This is a genomic window from Mycoplana sp. 10N416 (assembly GCF_056394765.1).
The window spans coordinates 157,859-178,261 of record NZ_JBFTIM010000006.1 but is presented as its reverse complement, the minus strand read 5'-3'; the positions used below and the strand labels follow the sequence as shown (position 1 = coordinate 178,261).

The following is a 20,403-nucleotide window of genomic DNA, read 5'->3' as shown; positions in this document are numbered from 1 at the left end:
GGCATGGGGGATACATATAACGGGGGTCACACCATGTGACGCTGCGGGGCTTCGCGCGCGCATGGCAATGGGAGTGACCAGAGAAAGAGGTATTGATGCCCTGGAGCAATCAGAACGGCGGCGGCGGCCCTTGGGGCGGCGGCGGCAACAATCAGGGACCATGGGGGCAGGGACCGAACCGCCCCCGCGGCAGCGGCAGCGGCGGTCCGCCCGATCTCGAAGAGATTATCCGGCGCGGGCAGGATCAGCTGAAGAACGTGGTCCCCGGTGGCTTCAACGGCGGCATCCTCGTCATCGCGGCGCTGCTGATCGGCGTCTTCTGGCTGATGAACGCGATCTACACGGTCCAGCCGGACGAGCGTGGCGTCGAGTTGCGCTTCGGCAAGCCCAAGGAAGAGATTTCCATGCCGGGCCTGCATTTCCATTTCTGGCCGCTTGAACGGGTGGAAATGGTCACGATCACCGAGCAACAGCAGAATATCGGCCGCAAGGGCGCTTCCGTAAACGCCGACGACAGCGGTCTGATGCTCTCGGGCGACCAGAACATCGTCAATGTTCAGTTCTCGGTGCTTTATTCCGTGACCGATCCCCAGGCCTACCTTTTCAACCTCGAGAATCCGTCCGCAACGCTGCAGCAGGTCTCCGAGAGCGCGATGCGCGAGGTTGTCGGTCGAAGGCCGGCGCAAGACATCTTCCGCGATAACCGTCAGGCGATTGCCGAAGCCGTCAAGACCACGATCCAGTCGACCATGGATTCCTTTGGTGCGGGCATTTCGATCAATACCGTTGCCATCGAGGATGCCGCGCCACCGCGTGAAGTGGCCGACGCCTTCGACGAAGTGCAGCGTGCCGAGCAGGACGAGGACCGCTTCGTCGAAGAGGCCAACCAATACTCCAACCAGAAGCTCGGTCTCGCGCGAGGCCAGGCTGCACAGGTCCGCGAAGAGGCGGCCGCCTACAAGAACCGCGTCGTCAACGAGGCGGAAGGTGAAGCCCAGCGCTTCGTGTCGATCTACGACCAATACAAACTCGCACCGGACGTGACCCGCAAGCGCATGTTCCTGGAAACCATGGAGGGTGTCCTGAAGGGCTCCAAGACCGTCGTCATCGATGAAAAGCAGGGTGGACAGGGTGTCGTTCCGTTCCTGCCGCTCAACGAGCTTGGCAAGACGACGCAGCAACACCAGGCCGGAGGCACGCAGTGATGGGTAACCGTTTGTCAGCCATCCTTGTCGGCCTCGCCGTCATCCTGTTCCTGGCCTACTCGTCGGTCTTCGTCGTCAACGCGCGCCAGCAGGCGATCGTCGTCCGGTTCGGTGAAATCCAGTCCGTCAAGTCGGAGCCGGGGATCTATTTCAAGCTGCCCTTCGCCTTCATGGACGCTGACAGAGTCCAGTACGTGTCGGACCAGGCGCTACGCTTTGATCTCGATAACATCCGTGTCCAGGTTTCGGGTGGCAAGTTCTACGAGGTCGATGCCTTCGTGGTCTACCACATCAGTGATCCGCGCCGGTTCCGCGAGGCCGTTTCAGCCGACCGCGATGCCGCCGAAGCGCGTCTTCGCACCCGTCTCGATTCGGCGCTTCGCCGGGTCTACGGTCTGCGCGGCTTCGAGGCCGCTCTTTCCGAAGAGCGCGCATCGATGATGCGGGAAGTTCGCAACGAGCTGACCCCCGATGCGGAAAACCTCGGCTTGACCGTCACGGACGTCCGCATTCGCCGGACCGACCTGACGCAGGAGGTTTCCCAGCAGACGTTCGAGCGCATGAAGGCCGAGCGCCTTGCGGAAGCCGAACTGATCCGCGCCCGCGGTAACGAGCAGGGTCAGGCCCGCCGAGCGATCGCCGACCGCCAGGTCGTCGAGATTCTTGCCGAGGCCCGGCGCGAATCCGAAATCGTCCGCGGTCAGGGCGATGCCGAACGGAACCGGGTGTTCGGCGAGGCCTTTTCGAAGGATCCGGACTTCTTCGCTTTTTATCGCTCGATGGAGGCCTATCGTCAGAGCCTGGGCTCTAACGATACGACGCTCGTCCTGAACCCGAATACGGAGTTCTTCCGTTACTTCGGGGATATGGCGGGCAAGCCGGCCACGGGCGGCGCGACCGCGACAGGAAACTGAGTTCGTTCGAATGGCGGATTTCCTGACGGGAATTGCATTCTTTCTCGTGATCGAGGGGCTGGTGTACGCACTGGCCCCTTCGTCTTTGAAGCGGATGGCGGCATTGCTGCCAGGCATTCCTGACGGGCAGCTCCGGTTCTTTGGCCTCATCTCGTTGGTCGCCGGCGTCGGCCTGGTCTGGATGATCCGGGGATAGCAGCCGGAGGCGCGGTCGTCGGAAGTCTTCGGCCCTTGCCGGATGCAGGATGAAGAGGCAACAGTGGCCATGCCGGTCAGGGTGGGTGTTCCGACCGCCCGGATTCGGAATCCCAAATTCCGCCGCATCCGTGGCGAAGATGGTTTATAAGAAATCAAGAGGACAGCGCAGATGGTAGCGAGCATCAGGTCACGACAAATCGGCGCGCGGGCGCTGGCGACGGGGCTTTCGATGCTCGTCGCAGGCACAGGGCTTGGACCCGTGCAGGCGTATGCCCAGGCGCAGGCTGACATTCAGGTACAGGGCGCCCAAATTCCGCTTCAGGCGCCGGAAGGACCACAGTCGGTCGCTGATCTGGCGGAAAAGCTGCTCGACGCCGTCGTCAACATTTCGACCTCGCAGAACGTGAAGGAAGACGACCAGACACCGATGCCGCAGGTGCCGGAGGGCTCGCCGTTCCAGGACTTCTTCGACGAGTTCTTCAAGGGCCAGGAGGGCGAGGGCGGACCGCGTACCGTCAATTCGCTCGGTTCCGGTTTCGTCATCGACCCGGCCGGTTTCATCGTCACCAACAACCATGTGATCGAGGGCGCCGACGATATCGAGGTCAATTTCGCCGACGGCAAGAAGCTGAAGGCGAAGCTGGTGGGCGTGGACACCAAGACGGACCTGGCCTTGCTCAAGGTCGAGCCGGCGGCGCCGCTCGTGGCCGTGCCCTTCGGCGATTCCCGGAAAATGCGCATCGGCGACTGGGTGATGGCGATCGGCAACCCGTTCGGCCTCGGCGGATCTGTAACGGTCGGCATCATTTCCGCCCGTGGCCGCAACATCAATGCCGGTCCCTATGACAACTTCATCCAGACCGACGCGGCGATCAACCGGGGCAACTCCGGCGGACCGCTCTTCAACATGAAGGGCGAGGTTATCGGTGTTAACACGGCGATCATCTCGCCGTCCGGGGGATCGATCGGCATCGGCTTCTCGGTTCCGACGGAACTGGCCGAGAACGTCATCTTGCAGTTGAAGGAGTTCGGGGAGACACGGCGCGGCTGGCTCGGTGTCCGTATTCAACCGGTGACGGACGACATTGCCGAAAGCCTCGGCATGAAGGAGGCAAAGGGCGCACTGGTCGCCGGTGTGATCAAGGGTGGTCCCGTCGATAACGGTATCATCAAGACCGGCGACGTGATCATCCGCTTCGACGGCAAGGACGTCGATGAGATGCGCGACCTGCCGCGCGTCGTGGCCGAGAGCCCGGTCGGCAAGGCCGTCGACGTCGTGGTCGTCCGTGACGGCCAGGAAGTCAACGTCAAGGTCACGCTCGGCCGCCTCGAGGACGGCGAGAAGATTGCCCAATCGGGCGTGGAAACGACCGAGCCGAAGGGTGAGAAAGCCCCGGATCAACACGCCGAGAAGCAGTCCGCTCCCGTCGTGCTCGGGATGACGCTGAGCCCGCTGGACGAGGCAACGCGCAAGACCTACGGCGTCGCGGAGGCGGTGAAGGGGGTGGCGATCACCGCGGTCGATCCGAGTTCGGCGGCTGCAGAACGACAGATCCAGCCCGGTGACGTGATCGTCGAGATCGGGCAGGAGGCGGTGACTACGCCCGAGGATGTCACCAAGCGCATCGCGGCACTCAAGTCTCAGGATCGCCGCAACGCCCTTCTGATGCTTGCCGACAAGACCGGTGCACTGCGCTTCGTCACTGTTCGGGTCGAATAGTTATCTTTAATATCAGGCGTTTATGAATGAAGGCGGTGAAGATGATTCACCGCCTTCATGATTTGATTCAGGTGGGCCGGTCGGTGCGAGACGGTGCGCGAACGGCCTAGGCGCGGCTGGTGATCGGCGTCCGCGCGCGCCATTCGTCGGCAGTGATCGCGTACAGCACATGGCGGACAAGCCGTGGGTGGCTGTCCGGAACGCGCGGATGGTCGAAGTCGCGTGATGGCTCGGGTTCCATGCCGATGCGAGCCATGACTGCGGTCGAGCGGGTGTTGTCCGAAACGGCGAATGAAACGATTTCGGCGAGCCCGCATTGGTCAAAGCCATGGCCGAGCAGGGCGGTTGCCGCTTCGGAGACGTAGCCCTGGCCCCAGAACGGGCGCGCCAGGCGCCAGCCGATTTCGACGGTGCCGTTCGGCAGCAGCGGTTCCAGGTCGGTTCGCGCCAGACCGCAAAAGCCGATTGGCTTGTCGCCATCACGCTGCGCGATCGCGAAAAAGCCGAAGCCGGTGTCATCGATCGTGCGGCGGATCCGGTCGAACAGTTCGTCGGACTGCGCCCGGTTGCGACGGAACGGGAAAAAGGCCATGACCTCTGGATCGGAGTTGATCTCGTGGAAGAGATCGCGGTCTGTTTCGATCCAGTTCCGGACCGTCAGGCGCGGCGTTTCGACGATAACGCCATTCATTTGGCCATCCCGGGTATCACGAAATCCGATTTGCGATAGCCCTGGATGTAAAGCAGCGCCGTCAGGTCGCTGTGGTCGATCCGCATCCTTGCCTCCGCGGCCACCGCCGGCTTGGCATGCAGCGCTACGCCCGAACCCGACACATGCAGCATTCCCAGATCGTTTGCACCATCGCCGACGGCCATCGCGTCTTCGGTCGAAATCGCGAGGCGTTCAGCGATCTGGATGAGCGCATCCACCTTTGCCTGCTTGCCAAGGATCGGTTCGGCGACTTCGCCGGTGAGGAGCCCGCCGTCCTCGAGTAGCGTGTTGGCGCGGTTCTCATCGAAGCCGAGCCTCTCGGCGATGCGGCTGGTAAAGACGGTGAAGCCGCCGGAGACGAGCGCGGTATAATGACCATTGGCCTTCATCGTGGCGATCAGTTCCGGACCGCCCGGGGTAAGGGTGATGCGTTTTGCGATGACCTCGTCGACGACCGAAAGCGGCAAGCCCCTCAGAAGCGCCACGCGCTCGCGCAACGCCGGCTCGAATGCAATCTCGCCGTTCATGGCCCGCGCGGTGATCTCAGAGACGCGCTCCTTCAGGCCGACCTCGGCGGCGAGCTCATCGATGCATTCCTGGCCGATCATGGTGGAGTCCATGTCGGCGATCAGAAGCTTCTTGCGCCGGGTTTCGGCCTCCTGGACCACCAGATCGATCGGGGCGCCGCTGATGAGGGCATGCAGTTTCTCGCGTGCCGCCGCCGCATCGGTACCATCGCGCAACGCGATGTCGCAGGCGACGCCGTCGGCAAGCCAGTATAGGCCGGAGGCGTTCACCGCATCCGCCGCCCGCTCGCCGATCGATGGCGAGAGAACCGGATTTGACGGATTGGCGATAAGCGTGGCAACGAGAGCCATGATGAGAATTCCTGAAGCTGAGACCGACGCGATCCTGATAACCGGCCCGACTGCGAGCGGCAAGTCTGCGCTCGCCGTGAGGCTTGCCCAAGATCATGGCGGGGTGGTGGTCAACGCCGACAGCATGCAGGTCTACGACACGCTGAATGTGCTGACGGCCCGACCGCAGCCGGAAGAGATGGGCGGCATAGAGCACAGGCTCTATGGCCATGTGCCGGCGGGCCAAGCCTATTCGAGCGGGGAGTGGCTGCGGCAGGCCGCAGAGGTCATGGCTGAACTTCGCGGTCGCGGCAAGCTCCCGGTCTTCGTCGGTGGCACGGGGCTCTATTTCAAGGCCCTGACCGGCGGCCTTTCAGATATGCCACCCGTGCCGGCGGAGGTGCGGGCAGCGTTGCGGGCAAGACTTGCGGAAGAAGGGCCGGCGGCGCTGCACGATGTGCTGCAGCAGCGTGACCCGGAGTCAGCGGCGGCCATTCGGCCGGCTGACGGTCAACGTATCCTGCGCGCGCTGGAAATCTTCGAGGTCAGCGGACGTTCGATCCGCGAATTTCAGGCTGCCGCGGGACCTGCGGTCATCGATCCGGCCCGCGCGACGAAACTGGTGGTCCTGCCGGACCGAAAGCTCCTCCACCAGCGCATCGATCACCGCTTTCAACGGATGCTGCAATCAGGTGCGGTGGAGGAGGTAAGAGCGCTCCTGGCGCTCGATCTGTCGTCGGAGATGCCGGTTATGAAGGCGATCGGGGTGTCGCAGATTGCAGCGTATCTGGAGGGAACGATGAGTGAGGCCGAGGTGATCGAGCGCGGGGCTGCCGCCACCCGGCAATATGCCAAGCGGCAAATGACCTGGTTCCGCAACCAGATGGATGAAAGCTGGATCCGGACGGACGGTCTTGCCCTGCCTTGACAAAGGCTTGTTGAGAATCGGTACGACCGTGCAGGTTTCGAAGGCTGCTATTTGCGAAGCAGGCTGCTTAGCGGCTTCTTCAGGAGCTGGTCGCGGATCGAGCCTTCCCGACGGATGTCGGTGTCGCTGTTGCCGAACGCTGGACGGGGCGACGGACCAGCAGGTTCGGTCGGCCGATTCTCCGCGCGGTTTTCCGCGTTCAGTTCACGCCGCAGTGCTTCGAACCGATCATGTGCCGAAACCGACGACGGTCCGGCCGGCGAACGAGGCAGCATGTCGGGGCTGTAGGGCTGGATTTCGACGGTATCATCGTCGGGCATGGCATGGCCTGCCTCAGCGTGCGGGGCGGACGGCGCATAGTCGGTTTCAAGCTGCCGGCGACCCGGGACGCCTTCGGCCGCGCGGTAAGAATCCTGAAAAGCTGAAATATCCGGCCCGGAAGCGGACCGCATCCGGCCGATAATGGATCGCAGGTCGACGGAGTGAGGATTGTCCTCGGTCGCCCTGACGCTTGCGCCATTGGCCTTCGGCAGTCGATTTTCCGGGATGCGGGTGAATTTCATCCGCATCGGCACGGATACGGCCTCGCCGAATGCAATGGCTTCGCCATTGCCGATCGACGAGATGAAACTGGTCGTGGACGATGAGGAATTCGGGATCGCCGAACGGATGATTTCCTGGTCGTGATCGTTGGCAAGGCGCATGGCGAAGACGGTCGAGCACTGCGACAGGATGGTCGGATCCAGTTCGCCGGGCCGCTGCGTGATGATGCCGAGCGACACACCGTATTTGCGGCCTTCCTTGGCGATACGCGCGATTGCCTGGCGCGTCGGCAGGAAGCCGAGAGTCGGGTCAGCCGGCACATAGCGGTGCGCTTCCTCGCAAACCACCAGCATATGCACCGCGCCATTGCTCCAGAGGCCGATCTCGAAGGCCATGCGGCAAAGCACCGAGGCGACCGAGTTGACAACCTCCGATGGAATGCCGGCCAGCTGAAAGGTTGTGATTGGCTTGCCTTCGCCCGGAATACGGAAGATGCGTGCAATCGTGTCGAGGATCGTGTCGGTGATCGTGTTTGTGGAGAACATGAAGTGAAAGCGCGGGTCGTTGATCGCCGACATGATCTTGACTTTCAGCGAGCGCAGATACGGCTTCTCCGTACGACCCTCAAGCTTGCCGATGCGTTCGTCGATCAGCGCCAGAAGGTCGGCAATGCGGTAGGGAACCGGCGTGTCGACGGTGATCGAGCTCTTCTCCTGGTTGCGGCGCATCAGGCCGGGTTCGCTCGAACCGCGAAAACCTTTCTTCGCCTCGGGGATAAGGTCGCGCAGGGCGTCCATTTCTTCCGGAGCAGCCGGTCGGCCGCGGAAGATCACCTCGGAGAATTCCTCCAGTCGGAACAGCCAGAACGGCAGGTCGAGCGTGTCGGTCTCGATGACGACCGCATGATCGGGGAATGCGGCTGCGAATTCGTTGTGCGGGTCGAGGATCAAGACGCGCAGTTTCGGGTCGGCCTGGATCGCCTTGTTCAGGAGGAGCGTGACGGCCGTCGACTTGCCGACACCCGTGGTCCCGACGATCGCGAAGTGCTTCGACAGCATCGACGGAATGTGAATCGTGGCGTCGAGGGTGTCGTCCTGGGTCAGCTTGCCGACGACGCAGATGTCATTGAGTCCTGTGTCGTAGACCTTGGCCAGGTCCGTAGCGCGAATGCGATGGGCGATGGCACCGAGATAGGGATAGTTGCTGATGCCCCTGGAGAATTCCTCGCGACCGTCCGCATCAACATGAACCTCGCCCAGAAGCTCCACCTCGACCCGGAACACGGTATCCCGGTTCTCGGCCCAGCTCTGCTGGTCCGTGGTCATCGCGTAAACCAGCGCGACGACCCGGTTCTCTCCGACGGCAATCGAAATGAGCCGGCCAACGGACCAGAGTTCCGTCAGCTCAGTCTCGCCGGCCTCGGCAACGGCGCTGATCGTGGCGCGGGATCCGCCGCAGGCGACGACCCGCCCGAGGAGACGGTTGCCGGGGGCGTCGCCGTCTCTTCTGTCCTGTTCGTCGGCGATGATCGAGCGTTGATAATCAGTGCTGCGCAACGCAAGACTCCTTGCTTTTGGCAGAGAATAATAGCGGTCGCTTAACAATGCGTTGCGGAGTGTGGCGACCGGCGATCAAGGGTTGCCGAACTGTCGCGGGCACGCGAAAGAGCTGAAGGGCGTTGACGGTCTGCACTTTAGCGGTTATCAATCCGGCCCATGAATTCAATCGTTACCAAGATTCTCGTGGTGGGACGGCGCATGGGCAAGGTGGTGTAACCACCGGGCGAAAGCACCCATGCGCAGTAAGCAGGCTCCGAAAGGGGCCTTTTTTTATGCCCGCGATTTCGCTAATCACACTTTCAAAACCGAAACGGACGGAAACATTCGGATGAGTGGAACAGAAAACCAGATGACGGGCGCCGAAATCGTCCTCCAGGCCCTGAAGGACAACGGCGTCAAGCATATCTTCGGCTATCCCGGCGGCGCCGTGCTGCCGATCTACGATGAGATCTTCCAGCAGGACGATATCCAGCACATCCTCGTGCGCCACGAGCAGGGGGCGGGACACGCCGCTGAAGGCTATGCGCGCTCGACCGGCAAGGTGGGCGTCATGCTCGTCACCTCCGGCCCGGGTGCGACGAACGCCGTCACGCCGCTGCAGGACGCGCTGATGGACTCGATCCCGCTCGTCTGCATCACCGGCCAGGTTCCGACTTCACTCATCGGCTCCGACGCCTTCCAGGAATGCGACACGGTCGGCATCACGCGGCCCTGCACCAAGCACAACTGGCTGGTCAAGGACGTCAACCAACTGGCGCGGATCATCCATGAAGCCTTCCGCGTCGCCCAGAGCGGCCGTCCGGGTCCGGTCGTCGTCGACGTGCCGAAGGACATCCAGTTCGCCACCGGCACCTATGTCGCGCCGTCGATGGTTCCGGCCCAGCACAGCTACCAGCCGAAAGTCCAGGGCGATCTCGACCGCATCCGCGAAGCCATAGCCCTGATGCAGGGCGCCAAGCGGCCAGTAATCTATTCCGGCGGCGGCGTCGTCAATTCCGGTCCGGAAGCCTCCCATCTCCTGCGCGAGCTGGTTGAATTGACGGGCTTTCCGATCACCTCCACGCTGATGGGCCTCGGCGCCTATCCGGCCTCGGGCAAGAACTGGCTCGGCATGCTCGGCATGCACGGTACCTATGAAGCGAACATGGCGATGCACGACTGCGACGTCATGCTTTGCATCGGCGCCCGCTTCGACGACCGCATCACCGGCCGCCTCAACGCGTTCTCTCCGAACTCGAAGAAGATCCACATCGACATCGACCCGTCCTCGATCAACAAGAACGTCCGTGTCGACGTGCCGATCCTGGGCGATGTCGGCCGCGTTCTGGAAGACATGGTCCGGCTGTGGCGTGCCGGCACGCAGACCCCCGGCAAGGGACATCTGGCCGACTGGTGGGCGTCGATCACCAAGTGGCGCGCGCGCAACTCGCTGGCCTACAAGCCGAGCGACGATGTCATCATGCCGCAATATGCGATCCAGCGCCTGTATGAGCTGACCAAGCACCGCGACACCTACATCACCACCGAGGTCGGCCAGCACCAGATGTGGGCCGCGCAGTTCTTCGGCTTCGAGCAGCCGAACCGGTGGATGACCTCCGGCGGCCTCGGCACGATGGGCTACGGCCTGCCGGCGGCGTTCGGCGTGCAGATCGCCCATCCCGACGCGCTCGTCATCGACATCGCCGGTGACGCCTCGATCCAGATGTGCATCCAGGAGATGTCGGCGGCGATCCAGTACGAGGCGCCGATCAAGATCTTCATCCTGAACAACCAGTACATGGGCATGGTGCGCCAGTGGCAGCAGCTTCTGCACGGCAACCGGCTGTCGCATTCCTATACGGAAGCGATGCCGGACTTCGTCAAGCTGGCCGAGGCCTATGGCGCGGTCGGCCTGCGTTGCGAAAAGCCGGGCGACCTCGACGGGGCTATCGAGGAGATGATCTCGGTGAAGAAGCCGGTGATCTTCGACTGCCGCGTCGCCAACCTCGCCAACTGCTTCCCGATGATCCCGTCGGGCAAGGCGCACAACGAGATGCTGTTGCCAGACGAAGCGACCGACGAGGCGGTGGCGAACGCCATCGACGCCAAGGGCCGCCAGCTGGTTTGATGAAAAGGCAGGAACACCGATCATGAGTGCACATCTTCAGCCGACCGGCTCGGCCTATTTCATCGCCGCCGAGACCCAGGTTTCCGAAAACCACACGCTTTCGGTGCTGGTCGACAACGAGCCGGGCGTGCTTGCCCGAGTCATCGGCCTCTTCTCCGGCCGCGGCTACAACATCGAGAGCCTGACGGTCTCGGAGACCGAGCACCAGGCGCATCTCTCCCGCATCACCATCGTCACGCGCGGCACGCCGCACGTGCTCGAGCAGATCAAGGCACAGCTCGAGCGCATCGTGCCTGTTCACCGCGTGGTCGACCTGACGGTGCGGGCCAAGGATCTCGGCCACGAGCGTCCGCTCGAGCGGGAACTGGCACTGGTCAAGGTTTCGGGCACCGGCGACCACCGCGTCGAGGCGCTGCGGCTGGCGGATGCCTTCCGTGCATCCGTCATCGACGCCAACACCGAGCATTTCGTCTTCGAGATCACCGGCAAGGTATCGAAGATCGATCAGTTCATCGCCATCATGAAGCCGCTCGGTCTGATCGAGGTCTGCCGCACCGGCATTGCGGCGATGAACCGCGGCCCACAGGGGATGTAGGAATTTGGGGCCGGAAACGGCCCTAAATCATTTCCAGCGGGCGCTTTCTTGGCGGAGGCGGGAAGGCGGCGTCCAGCGCCGCGACGTCCTCGGCTGTCAGCTTGAGGTCGGCCGCCTTGCGGTTTTCTTCGACGCGCGCCGGCGATCCCGATTTCGGAATGGCGACGACGTTGTCGCGCGACAGGACGAAGGCGAGGGCGACCTGTGCGGCGGTGGCACCGTGGGCGGCAGCAATCTGCGCAAGGGTCGGATGACGCAGCAGGCGTCCTTCGTCGAGCGGTGAGTAGGCCATGGTCGGAATCCCGCGGCGATCGCTCCAGGGGAGCAGATCGAACTCGATGCCGCGGCGGGCGAGGTTGTAGAGTACCTGGTTCGTGGCGACATTGCCGCCGCCCGGCACCGCAAGCAGCTCTTCCATGTCGTCAACGTCGAAGTTCGACACGCCCCAGGCACCGATCTTGCCGGTTGCCCTGAGTTCTTCGAAAGCCGCGACTGTCTCCGCAAGCCGATAGCGCCCGCGCCAGTGCAGAAGATAGAGGTCGATCCGGTCGGTGCCGAGTCGCTTCAGGCTGGCCTCACAGGCGGCGATCGTGCCGCTGCGGCTGGCATTCGAGGGCAATACCTTGCTGACAAGGAAGACCGTGTCGCGCCGCCCCTTGATCGCTTCGCCGACAACGGTCTCGGCGCCGCCATCGGCATACATCTCGGCGGTGTCGATCAGCGTCATGCCGTGATCGATGCCGATCTGAAGCGCGCGAACCTCGTCTGAAGCCGAGGCGCGGCTTTCGCCCATGTGCCACGTTCCCTGGCCGAGGGCTGCGACACGGCGTCCATCGGGAAAGGCTGCTTCCGGCAAGCTGTTCATTCGAAACTCCTAACGGCGATTCATCAACTCAACGAATGCCAGTATGACAAGATTTGTCTGGTGTTGCCATTTGCATGCCCTATCAAAAGATATGTCCGAAACTGCGCCTGGAGGGCGCCTTGCCGATCGAAATCTTTCTCGCACTCGTCGTCTTCGCCTTCACCACATCGATAACCCCCGGCCCGAACAACATGATGCTGTTCGCCTCCGGCGTGAATTTCGGTTTCATGCGCACCATTCCGCACATGATCGGCATCGGCGCCGGCTTCCTGTCGCTGCTGCTGGCGGTGGGGTTCGGGCTCGGCGCGATCCTGGATTCCGTGCCGTTGCTTTATACGGCGCTGAAATTCCTTGGCGGTGCCTATCTTGTCTGGATCGCCTGGAAGATCGCGACCTCCGATACATTGAGCGAAGGGAAGGCAGGCGGGCGGCCGATGACCTTCCTCGAGGCCGCCGCCTTCCAGTGGGTCAATCCCAAGGCCTGGGTGATGGCGGTGTCAGCCATGGCGACCTACACGATGCCGGCCAACTACACGGCGAGCGTGCTTCTCGTTGGCGTGGCCTTTGCGCTCGTCAACGTCCCGAGTGTTTCGACCTGGGCCGGGTTCGGCTCGGCGTTGCGCGAATGGCTGTCGGTACCGGCCAGACTGAAGGCTTTCAACGTGTCGATGGCGCTGCTTCTGGTCGCAAGTCTCTGGCCGATGCTCCGCTAGGCTGGCAGCGCTTTCACGCCTCCTCCATCTGCCGGTAGCATTCGTCGGCGACCGCGCGAAGCGCGTCAGCCGAGATCTCGCCCGTGACGGCATAACCGACAGGCCCGTCGATCCAGTAGAAGGTGCGCACGGGTCCTTCCGCATCGAGACGGAAGCTCGTTTCACGGTTCTCGGCGTTGCGGCCGATCATCATCGTCAGCCGCTGACCGTTGGCATTCTGGTACATGAGCAGCGCACCGGCCTTGCCGCCCACCGGCACAAGCCGTCCGCCGACGAGGCTGTAGCCGAGCGTCGAGAGGTCCGGCAGACGCAGGCGATAGTCGAGGCGCTTGCCGAGCCAGGCGGCAAGATGCTCCTGTTGATCGGCACCGACCTCGACGGGATGACGGACTTCGCTCGTGTAGATCAGGAAGGCGGAGCGCGCTTCGCTGGGAAAGCCGGCGGTCGCTGGGGCCGGTGCGGTGGATATGTCCGGTATCTGCAGGCGGCCAGCTTGGTAACCCCCGGCGAAGATGAGCAAGGCAGCGGCTGCTGCCGCCGTCGGGCGCAGCAAGCGCGCCAGGACGGCCGGGCGCTTCGGCTGCAACATCCGCCGGTCGTCGCCATGCGAAACAAAATCGGTTGAAAACGCGTCGCGAATGCGTTCGTTCTGCATGGACCAGCTTGCGACCCGCTCGGCATCCTGGGGGTGGAGGTCAAGCCAGGCCTCGACATCGGCGCGGCGTTCCTCGTTCAGCAGGCCGTCCACATAGGCGTGCAACTCGTTTTCCGCCACCATGCTCTTTGCTTCGCTCATTTAGGTCTCCTGAGGGCGACGATGTTGTCCTTCGCCAGCCGCTCGGTGAGTTGATGCCGGGCCCGCGACAGCCGCGACATGACGGTTCCGATCGGGATTGCCAGCAGGTCAGCCGTTTCCTGATAGCTGTAGCCTTCGACCACGACCAGCATCAGGGTCGTGCGGTAATCCGATGACAGCGTCTCCAGCGCGGCACGGATGCGTGCGCGCTCCAACGGATCGCCGATCTGGTCGGGTTGGGCAACCTGCTCGGCATCCTCTATCGCAGCGGTCGGCCGGCGGATCGCCTGGCGATGTCGGTTGCGATAGAGATTTGTCATGATGGTGAAGGCCCAGCCACGAAGATTGGTGCCGCGCCATTGCGCGCGGCGGGTCAATGCCGTCTCGACACAATCCTGCAGCAGGTCCTCACCGTCGGCGTCCGAACGCGACAGACTGTGCGAGTAGCGCCGCAAGCCCGGTATGAGCGCGAGCAGGGCGCTCTCGAAGGTGGCCGGCGCCGCGGCGCCGGTCCCCATCAGTTCGCTGTTTTCGTCCGTGCCGAACCCGCTTGTGAAGTCAGGGCCTTGCGGCATTCCACTTGCCTCCCACACCGTCGCCGGTGGCGTCGCCTTCCTTCTTGTCCTTGATCCAATAATAGAGCGGCATGCCGTCCTTTGCCCACTGTTTCGTGCCGTCCTTGCGATCGATGACGGTGTAGACACCCTCGGCTGCCGCATTGGCTTCGGCCTTGAGCGGCGGCCAATTGACGGCGCACTTCTCATAGCAGTTCGACATGCCCTTGGTGTCGTCCTTGTAGACATAGAGCGTCATGCCGTTCTCTCCGGCAAGCACCTCGCCTTTATCCGTCTTTACGGTCTTGACGGGAGCTGCGGCAAAGGCTGCCGTGGCGGCAACGGCGAAAGCGGCAATCGCGAGGGGGAGTGTTTTCATCTCACTAGTTTCCTGTGTCGCGTGGATCTGGCCCGTCACTGCGGGGAACAGCCATGAGACACCGGGAGGCCACGTGATATTCCCGCCCAGGTGGAGAAAAGGGCAGGCGATGTGAAACGCCAGTGCTGCTCCAGCTAGGCGCGGTCGGCGACGAAGCGGGCGATGACAGGACCGATCAGAGTGATGATCACCAGCCGTGCCGTCTGCAGTGCCATGACGAAAGAGATGTCGACATTGCTGGAAGCGGCGATCACGGCAATCGAATCCAGCCCACCCGGGCTTGTCGCCAGGTAAGCGGTCATCGGGTCGATGCCGAGCACCCAGACGAGCAGCATGGCCAGCAGGCCGGAGAAAGTCAGCAGCGCGACGATGGAGAGGATGGTCGGCACAAGTGCGCGGCGGGCGTGGCGAAGGATCTGCCGCGTGAAGCCGAGGCCGATGTTCCAGCCGAGCAGGGCGAAGGAGATCGCCAGCAGCCATTGCGGCAGGTCGACGGCAAGCGCACCGGTGAGGCTGAGTGCCGAGCCGACGGCGAAGGGTGCCAGGAACGCTCCTGCCGGGATCCGCAGGTGACGTCCGGCAAAGCCGCAGATGATGCCGACCGCAAGCGTCAGTCCGAAGTTTTTCATGTCGAACGGGCCGAAGAATGCCGCCTGCTGATCGGCGATCGCCTGATGCCCGCCAAAATGCGCGATCAGGGTTGCGAGCGTCGCGACGAACGCCACCCGCATATACTGCATGAAGGCGACCAGCCGGACGTCGGCGCCATAGGCCCCTGCCATCAAAAGCATGGTCGAGGCAGCGCCGGCCGACGAGCCCCAGATTGCGGTTGTTCCGGGCAGGACCCCTGTACGGGTGATCATCCAGCCGCACAGCGTGCTCATGAAGATGACCGAAAGAACGATCGCCAGAAACAGCGGCCAGCGCACGATGAAGGTGTCGACGAGGCTCGGCGACACCATGCCGGCAATCATCATGGCGAGCACGATCTGGACCAGGAAGAAGAAGCTGCCCGGCAGACGGATCGTCCCGCCGTTCATGCCGACGATCATGCCGGCCAGCAGTGGCCCCATCAACAGGCCCGCCGGAAGTTCGACGAGGTACAGGAAGGCGGTAAGTGGCAAGGACAGGACGAGCAGCAGCAGCCACTGCGCCATCGCGGAAAGACGCCCGAAGCCGGAGACCTCGATTGTCTCGGAAGGAGAAGGGGCGCTCACGGCGCGCTGTCCGGGCGGCGGCTCATGTGGCGTACATATTGCGAAGCTGGATGCCGCGCCAGAGCTATTTCACGCCGTTGAGAAGCCCGCGCGGCGCATGCGGAAGATCCGCAAAGGCTGCGCCAGCGCCGATCTTTCGGCGAGAGGCGCTGTTTTCCTTGCATCGAGGGTCCGAATCCTGCCAAGTCCCGGCCATGGAATTCGCACCGCAACAGGACGAGGCGCTCAAGGCAGTCTCGCGATGGCTGAAGGAAGGCCGCTCGCCGCTGTTCCGGCTGTTCGGCTATGCCGGTACCGGAAAGACCACGTTAGCGCGGCACTTTGCCGAGCACGTGGACGGCGACGTGCTGTTTGCCGCCTTCACCGGCAAGGCCGCGCAGGTGCTGCGCTCGAAGGGCGCCAGCAACGCCCGCACCATCCATTCGCTGATCTACCGGCCGCGTGGCGAGGAGGAGGTCTCCGACGAGGAAACCGGCAAGACCTCGATCGCGCCGATGTTCTCCATCAACCGGCAGTCGCCGGTCGCCAAGGCCGCACTGATCATCGTCGACGAGTGCTCGATGGTGGACGAGGCCCTCGGCAAGGACCTGATGAGCTTCGGCACGCCGATCCTCGTTCTCGGGGATCCCGGCCAGCTACCGCCGGTCTCGGGGGGCGGTTTCTTTACGAACGAAGAGCCCGACTATCTGCTCACCGACATTCACCGCCAGGCCCGCGACAACCCGATCATCCAGCTCGCGATGCATGTTCGCGAGGGCAAGGAGATCATGCATGGCGACTGGGGCACGGCGAAGGTCATTTCGAAGGGCGAGGTGACGCAGGAGCTCGTGCTCGACGCCGACCAGGTGCTCGTCGGCACCAACAAGACGCGGCGGCGCTACAACACGCGGCTGCGCGAGCTGAAGGGGTTTTCCACCGAGTACCCGCAATCGGGCGACAAGCTCGTCTGCCTGCGCAACGATCCCGCCAAGGGCCTGCTCAACGGCTCGCTGTGGCAGGTCATGACCTCGTCGAAGGAGACGGTGAAGCCCGGGATCAACCTGATGATCCGTCCCGAAGACGACGACATGGACAGGGGCGCTGCGAAGATCAAGCTCCTGAAGGCGGCCTTCGAGAATGGCGAGGGAGAGATTCCCTGGTCGACGCGCAAGCGCTACGACGAGTTCGACTACGGCTATGCCCTGACCGTGCACAAGGCGCAGGGCTCGCAGTGGAACGATGTCGTGCTGTTCGACGAGAGCTGGGCCTTCCGCGACACGCGCGAGCGCTGGCTCTATACTGCGATCACCCGCGCGGCGGAAACCCTGACCATCGTTCGCTGAAGCATGTCTGCCGAAGGTGCGAACGGGTTTCGGGACCAAAGACCTGAAACGCGGCGCGCGGACCAAGACTGTCGACGATGCCCCCGGCAGGCAGCGCTTCCGACGGGCAGCCGATACGGCGTTCCGGCGACCGCTAGTTGCCGATGACGCCGAGCAGAACGGCCTTGGCGACGGCTTGAAAGCGATTGTTGCTGTCGAACCTGCGAATGATGTCCTTCTCCATCGCCTGCACCTGGCCGGCCTCGACCTCGAGCGCGCGAGCGATGCGGGTGGTCGGATAGCCTTCGGCCATCAGGGTCAGACAACGCAGTTCAACGTCGGACAGCGCTTCGTGCTGGCCCGTGTCGTTTGATCCGCTCTCCTGTCCGGCGCCGAAATCGAGCAGTTCGCTGATCTGCTGCATCTGGCGGCGAATGGTGGATTGCTGCGCTGTCAGTTCCCGCTTGCGCGCGATCATCGCGTCGCGAAAAATCCTGTCGGCCTCTTGCTGGCAACCGGCATCGCAAAGCGCCTCGAGCATTTCCTGAATGGCTGCTACGGGCATGCCGGTCTCGCGGCAGGTATTGACCAGCGCCATCTGCTGGATCTCTTCCGGTCCGTAGACGCGCATCGGGCCGACGCGCATGGCGGTCAGCAGGCCCTTCTCCTCGTAGAAATGCAGCGTGCGGTGGGTGACGCCGAAGGCGTTCGCCATGTCGGCGATCGCAAGCCGGCCCTCCGGGAGATTGTCCGGCAGGGGGGCAGCAGGCAGAAAGCGGATAGCACGGCCACCTGGCGTCGTGCTTTTTCGTGACTCACGCGAGATCATGAAAACCACCTTGGCTAAATGCCAGCATCGATATCCCCGTCTGCCTTACAGGATCGAGGTACCGCTTGCTGAGCCGAAGCATTCGACAAGTCCCCGATCGAAATTCGATTTTCCATCCCGCTCGCGAGGGCAGCCGTCACCGTTGACGTGGGCCCGTATTGCAGGATGTGAAAAGACTAACCGCTGCGCGCACGCTTTCATACCCCTATATCTAGGGGTGCATCCGACTCGGCATATGGTTATCGGTGCGTGCGGAAACGGATGTTGTCCTGTACTCCTGGCGCGGATGGCCGACACGGCTTGCGGCGGGCAGGGGAGCCGACGAGGTATCAAGGCCAGGCGAGGGGCGGCAGGAGGCAGGGACGCCATCAGACGAGCGTTGCCGGGCTTCCTCCTGCAGGCAGGTCATCAAGCCGTTGACGGTGCCCGATTGAGCCGCATGCTGATAGATCCGGCCGTTCGCGGCAAGAATTCGGCCGGCAAACGAGACGGCTTCATAGGCAGCCCCGATCTTGTCATCCAGCTCCCCGGCAGGAAAATGCTCCGCGTGTATCGTTGCGCCGCTCTCGTCATGCACAAGGCGCGCAAAGACGGCGTCGCGCTTGCTGCCGGCTTCGAGGCGAAGGGTGTAGAAGAGCGGACCTGGCCGATCGTCGGCGGCATCTGGTTCCAAGCGAATCGTCCGGTAGTAGCCAGCCGCGTTTGCTATCGCCTCGGCGAATTCGCGGCACTTAGTGCCCCCATGCGGGCAGGATTCGATCCGCAGAGTTGGCAATGCGGTGCCGCGGTCGGATTCGGCACTTGTTGCTTCGATCGAAAATTTGGCATCTGCAATCGTGGTGAGTGCGGTCCTCGGGTAGGTCGCCGGCGCGAGGACGAACAAGGGCAACAGTGTCAGAAGCGCGAGATGCGATGAGACCGGTGCGGGCTTGCCGTGGCGCCAGCTCCTTTGTTTCCCGGGCCGGTCGGACGCGGCGTTCACCGGTTCCGGTTTTGCGGGCTCCTCGCTGCTCGCCGCCACTATTTCGTATTCGGGAACATAGCTGCCGGTCGGAATACGAATGCGTAGCGGTGCGTTTGCTCCTTCGTCCGCGTAGTATTCCTCGAGCAGCTTTCTGAGCTTGCCTGCCTGGACGCGCACGATCGGGTCGCTGCCCGAATCAAAACCGGTCGGGCGTCCGAAGACGTCGACGCCGATCGTATACCCCTTGAGCTGGCCGGCCTTGCCCGCCAATTCGCTTTCGACCACATACTGCAGGAAAGCGCGCAGCCGTCCAGACCGTGAAAACACCCGGCTTGCAAGGATGTCTTTCACGCAGGCTTTAACCGTCTCGGCGGATGCTTCCGAGCCTTTCACCGCGATTTTGCCGCTGCGACCATGTTGCTGCTCATTCGTCGTCATTCATTAGCGAGTTGATAGGTACGTATCTTTGTGCCGAACCTATCGGTGAAACTTCCGAGCGCGCAAGTTGTTGTCTGGTCGCAGATCATCAAAAAGCAACTCAGTGTTGCTGCCGTGCTGCGGTTGGGTGTGGAGAGCGATTGAACGCGCCAATCCATCCGCGAGTGCTCAATACCGGATAAACGCGGATTGAACGAAAGGAAACAACAGGCTAGACCTTTCCTCCGAGAACTAGGAAGGTGCTGTCATGGCTGCGAAACTGTCGGTCAATCTGAACGCGATCGCAATGCTCCGCAACCGGCGCGACCTGCCGTGGCCCAGTGTCACGGGTCTGGGTCGCATCGCTCTTGAAGCCGGTGCCAGCGGGCTGACGGTGCACCCGCGGCCCGACCAGCGCCACATCCGCTTTTCCGACCTCGCTCCGATCCGGACCTTGATCGACGGTTCCTTCCCCGGTGCCGAATTCAACATGGAGGGCTTTCCGGAGGAGGGTTTCCTACGCCTGGTCGAAGAGCATCGACCGGAACAGGTAACATTGGTTCCGGATGATCCGTCGCAGGCGACATCCGATCATGGCTGGGACTTCCGCAAGGATCGTGCGCTGCTGGAGAAAGTGATCGGCCGCGTCAAGCAGCTTGGGCTGCGGGTCTCGCTGTTTGCCGATGGCGATCCGGATCGCGAGGCATTGAAGATTGCCAAGGACGTTGGCGCCGATCGCATAGAGCTCTACACCGGGCCTTATGGCGGCTGCTATGATGACCCGGCGCAAGCGGCGAGAGTGGCGGAGACGCTGGGGCAGACTGCTGAGATTGCCCTCGATCTCGGCCTCGACGTCAATGCCGGCCACGACCTGACCGTCGCCAACCTCCCCGCGCTGGTCGCGCGCATCCCCGCACTTGCCGAGGTCTCCATCGGACACGGCCTGACCGCGGATGCGCTGATGTACGGCATGGCGGAAACGGTGCGCCGCTTCCGTCGCGCTTGCGGGCAGAATGTCTGAGCAGGCTGA

At 63.0% G+C, this 20,403-nt stretch carries 20 protein-coding genes; 10 read left to right on the top strand and 10 right to left on the bottom strand.

Annotated features, from left to right (window positions below; translation table 11 throughout):
• Window positions 1–95 precede the first annotated feature (95 nt).
• The 4 genes from hflK (at window position 96) to AC1DDS_RS14190 (ending at window position 4,037) form a co-directional block, all read left to right on the top strand.
• Complete coding sequence (gene hflK / locus AC1DDS_RS14205) at window positions 96–1,205, top strand: FtsH protease activity modulator HflK (protein WP_310416155.1); 1,110 nt, start codon at window positions 96–98, stop codon at window positions 1,203–1,205.
• The gene (gene hflC / locus AC1DDS_RS14200; RefSeq protein ID WP_477479485.1) at window positions 1,202–2,119 is read left to right on the top strand and encodes a protease modulator HflC; all 918 of its coding nucleotides are present in this window, start codon (window positions 1,202–1,204) and stop codon (window positions 2,117–2,119) included. The genes hflK and hflC overlap by 4 nt, the downstream gene beginning before the upstream one ends.
• A gap of 10 nt (window positions 2,120–2,129) precedes the next feature.
• A complete protein-coding gene (locus AC1DDS_RS14195) occupies window positions 2,130–2,315 on the top strand; it encodes a DUF2065 domain-containing protein (RefSeq protein WP_310416148.1) in 186 nt (61 codons plus the stop codon).
• A 171-nt stretch (window positions 2,316–2,486) separates the two neighbouring features.
• The gene (locus AC1DDS_RS14190; RefSeq protein WP_477479484.1) at window positions 2,487–4,037 is read left to right on the top strand and encodes a DegQ family serine endoprotease; all 1,551 of its coding nucleotides are present in this window, start codon (window positions 2,487–2,489) and stop codon (window positions 4,035–4,037) included.
• Between the two features lie 106 nt (window positions 4,038–4,143).
• Here AC1DDS_RS14190 and AC1DDS_RS14185 read toward each other — a convergent pair whose 3' ends face one another.
• Together AC1DDS_RS14185 and serB are read right to left on the bottom strand one after the other, a co-directional pair.
• On the bottom strand, window positions 4,144–4,728 hold the full coding sequence (locus AC1DDS_RS14185) for a GNAT family N-acetyltransferase (protein WP_477479483.1): 585 nt from the start codon (window positions 4,726–4,728) through the stop codon (window positions 4,144–4,146).
• A complete protein-coding gene (serB, locus tag AC1DDS_RS14180; protein WP_477479482.1) occupies window positions 4,725–5,627 on the bottom strand; it encodes a phosphoserine phosphatase SerB in 903 nt (300 codons plus the stop codon). The genes AC1DDS_RS14185 and serB overlap by 4 nt, the downstream gene beginning before the upstream one ends.
• Between serB and miaA the strand changes: the two genes are divergently transcribed.
• Entirely contained in the window at window positions 5,626–6,534 is a 909-nt protein-coding gene (miaA, locus tag AC1DDS_RS14175) for a tRNA (adenosine(37)-N6)-dimethylallyltransferase MiaA (protein WP_477479481.1), read from the top strand. The two genes, serB and miaA, sit on opposite strands and share 2 nt — an antisense overlap.
• A gap of 47 nt (window positions 6,535–6,581) precedes the next feature.
• On the opposite strand, the gene AC1DDS_RS14170 is transcribed toward miaA, so the two are convergent.
• Window positions 6,582–8,633: an ATP-binding protein gene (locus AC1DDS_RS14170; protein WP_477479480.1), complete on the bottom strand. Its 2,052-nt coding sequence runs from the start codon at window positions 8,631–8,633 to the stop codon at window positions 6,582–6,584.
• A gap of 331 nt (window positions 8,634–8,964) precedes the next feature.
• Between AC1DDS_RS14170 and AC1DDS_RS14165 the strand changes: the two genes are divergently transcribed.
• Window positions 8,965–10,743 carry an acetolactate synthase 3 large subunit gene (locus AC1DDS_RS14165; RefSeq protein WP_477479479.1) on the top strand — a complete coding sequence of 593 codons (1,779 nt, stop codon included), beginning with the start codon at window positions 8,965–8,967 and terminating at the stop codon, window positions 10,741–10,743.
• Between the two features lie 22 nt (window positions 10,744–10,765).
• A complete protein-coding gene (ilvN, locus tag AC1DDS_RS14160; protein WP_310416127.1) occupies window positions 10,766–11,338 on the top strand; it encodes an acetolactate synthase small subunit in 573 nt (190 codons plus the stop codon).
• Between the two features lie 22 nt (window positions 11,339–11,360).
• Here ilvN and AC1DDS_RS14155 read toward each other — a convergent pair whose 3' ends face one another.
• Window positions 11,361–12,203, bottom strand: a complete 843-nt coding sequence (locus tag AC1DDS_RS14155) for an aldo/keto reductase (protein ID WP_477479478.1) — start codon at window positions 12,201–12,203, stop codon at window positions 11,361–11,363.
• Between the two features lie 119 nt (window positions 12,204–12,322).
• Between AC1DDS_RS14155 and AC1DDS_RS14150 the strand changes: the two genes are divergently transcribed.
• Window positions 12,323–12,916 (top strand): LysE family translocator, encoded by a 594-nt coding sequence (locus tag AC1DDS_RS14150; RefSeq protein WP_310416120.1) that lies wholly within the window; start codon window positions 12,323–12,325, stop codon window positions 12,914–12,916.
• Between the two features lie 13 nt (window positions 12,917–12,929).
• On the opposite strand, the gene AC1DDS_RS14145 is transcribed toward AC1DDS_RS14150, so the two are convergent.
• From AC1DDS_RS14145 to AC1DDS_RS14130, 4 genes are all read right to left on the bottom strand, one after another.
• Complete coding sequence (locus AC1DDS_RS14145; RefSeq protein WP_477479477.1) at window positions 12,930–13,712, bottom strand: anti-sigma factor family protein; 783 nt, start codon at window positions 13,710–13,712, stop codon at window positions 12,930–12,932.
• Window positions 13,709–14,287 carry an RNA polymerase sigma factor gene (locus tag AC1DDS_RS14140; protein ID WP_405030185.1) on the bottom strand — a complete coding sequence of 193 codons (579 nt, stop codon included), beginning with the start codon at window positions 14,285–14,287 and terminating at the stop codon, window positions 13,709–13,711. The genes AC1DDS_RS14145 and AC1DDS_RS14140 overlap by 4 nt, the downstream gene beginning before the upstream one ends.
• Window positions 14,271–14,645 carry a COG4315 family predicted lipoprotein gene (locus tag AC1DDS_RS14135; RefSeq protein ID WP_477479476.1) on the bottom strand — a complete coding sequence of 125 codons (375 nt, stop codon included), beginning with the start codon at window positions 14,643–14,645 and terminating at the stop codon, window positions 14,271–14,273. The genes AC1DDS_RS14140 and AC1DDS_RS14135 overlap by 17 nt, the downstream gene beginning before the upstream one ends.
• Window positions 14,646–14,779: 134 nt before the next feature.
• Window positions 14,780–15,802: an AbrB family transcriptional regulator gene (locus AC1DDS_RS14130; RefSeq protein WP_477479663.1), complete on the bottom strand. Its 1,023-nt coding sequence runs from the start codon at window positions 15,800–15,802 to the stop codon at window positions 14,780–14,782.
• Window positions 15,803–16,056: 254 nt separating this feature from the next.
• Here AC1DDS_RS14130 and AC1DDS_RS14125 point away from each other — a divergent pair, with 254 nt between their 5' ends.
• Window positions 16,057–17,184: an ATP-dependent DNA helicase gene (locus tag AC1DDS_RS14125; RefSeq protein ID WP_477479475.1), complete on the top strand. Its 1,128-nt coding sequence runs from the start codon at window positions 16,057–16,059 to the stop codon at window positions 17,182–17,184.
• 133 nt (window positions 17,185–17,317) lie between these two features.
• Here AC1DDS_RS14125 and AC1DDS_RS14120 read toward each other — a convergent pair whose 3' ends face one another.
• The gene (locus AC1DDS_RS14120) at window positions 17,318–17,992 is read right to left on the bottom strand and encodes a MerR family transcriptional regulator (protein WP_477479474.1); all 675 of its coding nucleotides are present in this window, start codon (window positions 17,990–17,992) and stop codon (window positions 17,318–17,320) included.
• A 211-nt stretch (window positions 17,993–18,203) separates the two neighbouring features.
• A complete protein-coding gene (locus tag AC1DDS_RS14115) occupies window positions 18,204–19,307 on the bottom strand; it encodes a hypothetical protein (RefSeq protein WP_477479473.1) in 1,104 nt (367 codons plus the stop codon).
• A gap of 334 nt (window positions 19,308–19,641) precedes the next feature.
• Between AC1DDS_RS14115 and AC1DDS_RS14110 the strand changes: the two genes are divergently transcribed.
• Window positions 19,642–20,394, top strand: coding sequence for a pyridoxine 5'-phosphate synthase (locus AC1DDS_RS14110; protein ID WP_477479472.1), 753 nt, complete (start codon window positions 19,642–19,644; stop codon window positions 20,392–20,394).
• Window positions 20,395–20,403: the final 9 nt, after the last annotated feature.

Coding starts and splice junctions, on each gene's coding strand:
- hflK (WP_310416155.1), top strand. CDS start 96: ATGCCCTGGAGCAATCAGAACGGCGGCGGCGGCCCTTGGGGCGGCGGC.
- AC1DDS_RS14195 (WP_310416148.1), top strand. CDS start 2,130: ATGGCGGATTTCCTGACGGGAATTGCATTCTTTCTCGTGATCGAGGGG.
- AC1DDS_RS14190 (WP_477479484.1), top strand. CDS start 2,487: ATGGTAGCGAGCATCAGGTCACGACAAATCGGCGCGCGGGCGCTGGCG.
- AC1DDS_RS14185 (WP_477479483.1), bottom strand. CDS start 4,728: ATGAATGGCGTTATCGTCGAAACGCCGCGCCTGACGGTCCGGAACTGG.
- miaA (WP_477479481.1), top strand. CDS start 5,626: ATGATGAGAATTCCTGAAGCTGAGACCGACGCGATCCTGATAACCGGC.
- serB (WP_477479482.1), bottom strand. CDS start 5,627: ATGGCTCTCGTTGCCACGCTTATCGCCAATCCGTCAAATCCGGTTCTC.
- AC1DDS_RS14165 (WP_477479479.1), top strand. CDS start 8,965: ATGAGTGGAACAGAAAACCAGATGACGGGCGCCGAAATCGTCCTCCAG.
- ilvN (WP_310416127.1), top strand. CDS start 10,766: ATGAGTGCACATCTTCAGCCGACCGGCTCGGCCTATTTCATCGCCGCC.
- AC1DDS_RS14155 (WP_477479478.1), bottom strand. CDS start 12,203: ATGAACAGCTTGCCGGAAGCAGCCTTTCCCGATGGACGCCGTGTCGCA.
- AC1DDS_RS14145 (WP_477479477.1), bottom strand. CDS start 13,712: ATGAGCGAAGCAAAGAGCATGGTGGCGGAAAACGAGTTGCACGCCTAT.
- AC1DDS_RS14140 (WP_405030185.1), bottom strand. CDS start 14,287: ATGCCGCAAGGCCCTGACTTCACAAGCGGGTTCGGCACGGACGAAAAC.
- AC1DDS_RS14135 (WP_477479476.1), bottom strand. CDS start 14,645: ATGAAAACACTCCCCCTCGCGATTGCCGCTTTCGCCGTTGCCGCCACG.
- AC1DDS_RS14130 (WP_477479663.1), bottom strand. CDS start 15,802: ATGGCGCAGTGGCTGCTGCTGCTCGTCCTGTCCTTGCCACTTACCGCC.
- AC1DDS_RS14125 (WP_477479475.1), top strand. CDS start 16,057: ATGGAATTCGCACCGCAACAGGACGAGGCGCTCAAGGCAGTCTCGCGA.
- AC1DDS_RS14120 (WP_477479474.1), bottom strand. CDS start 17,992: ATGATCTCGCGTGAGTCACGAAAAAGCACGACGCCAGGTGGCCGTGCT.
- AC1DDS_RS14110 (WP_477479472.1), top strand. CDS start 19,642: ATGGCTGCGAAACTGTCGGTCAATCTGAACGCGATCGCAATGCTCCGC.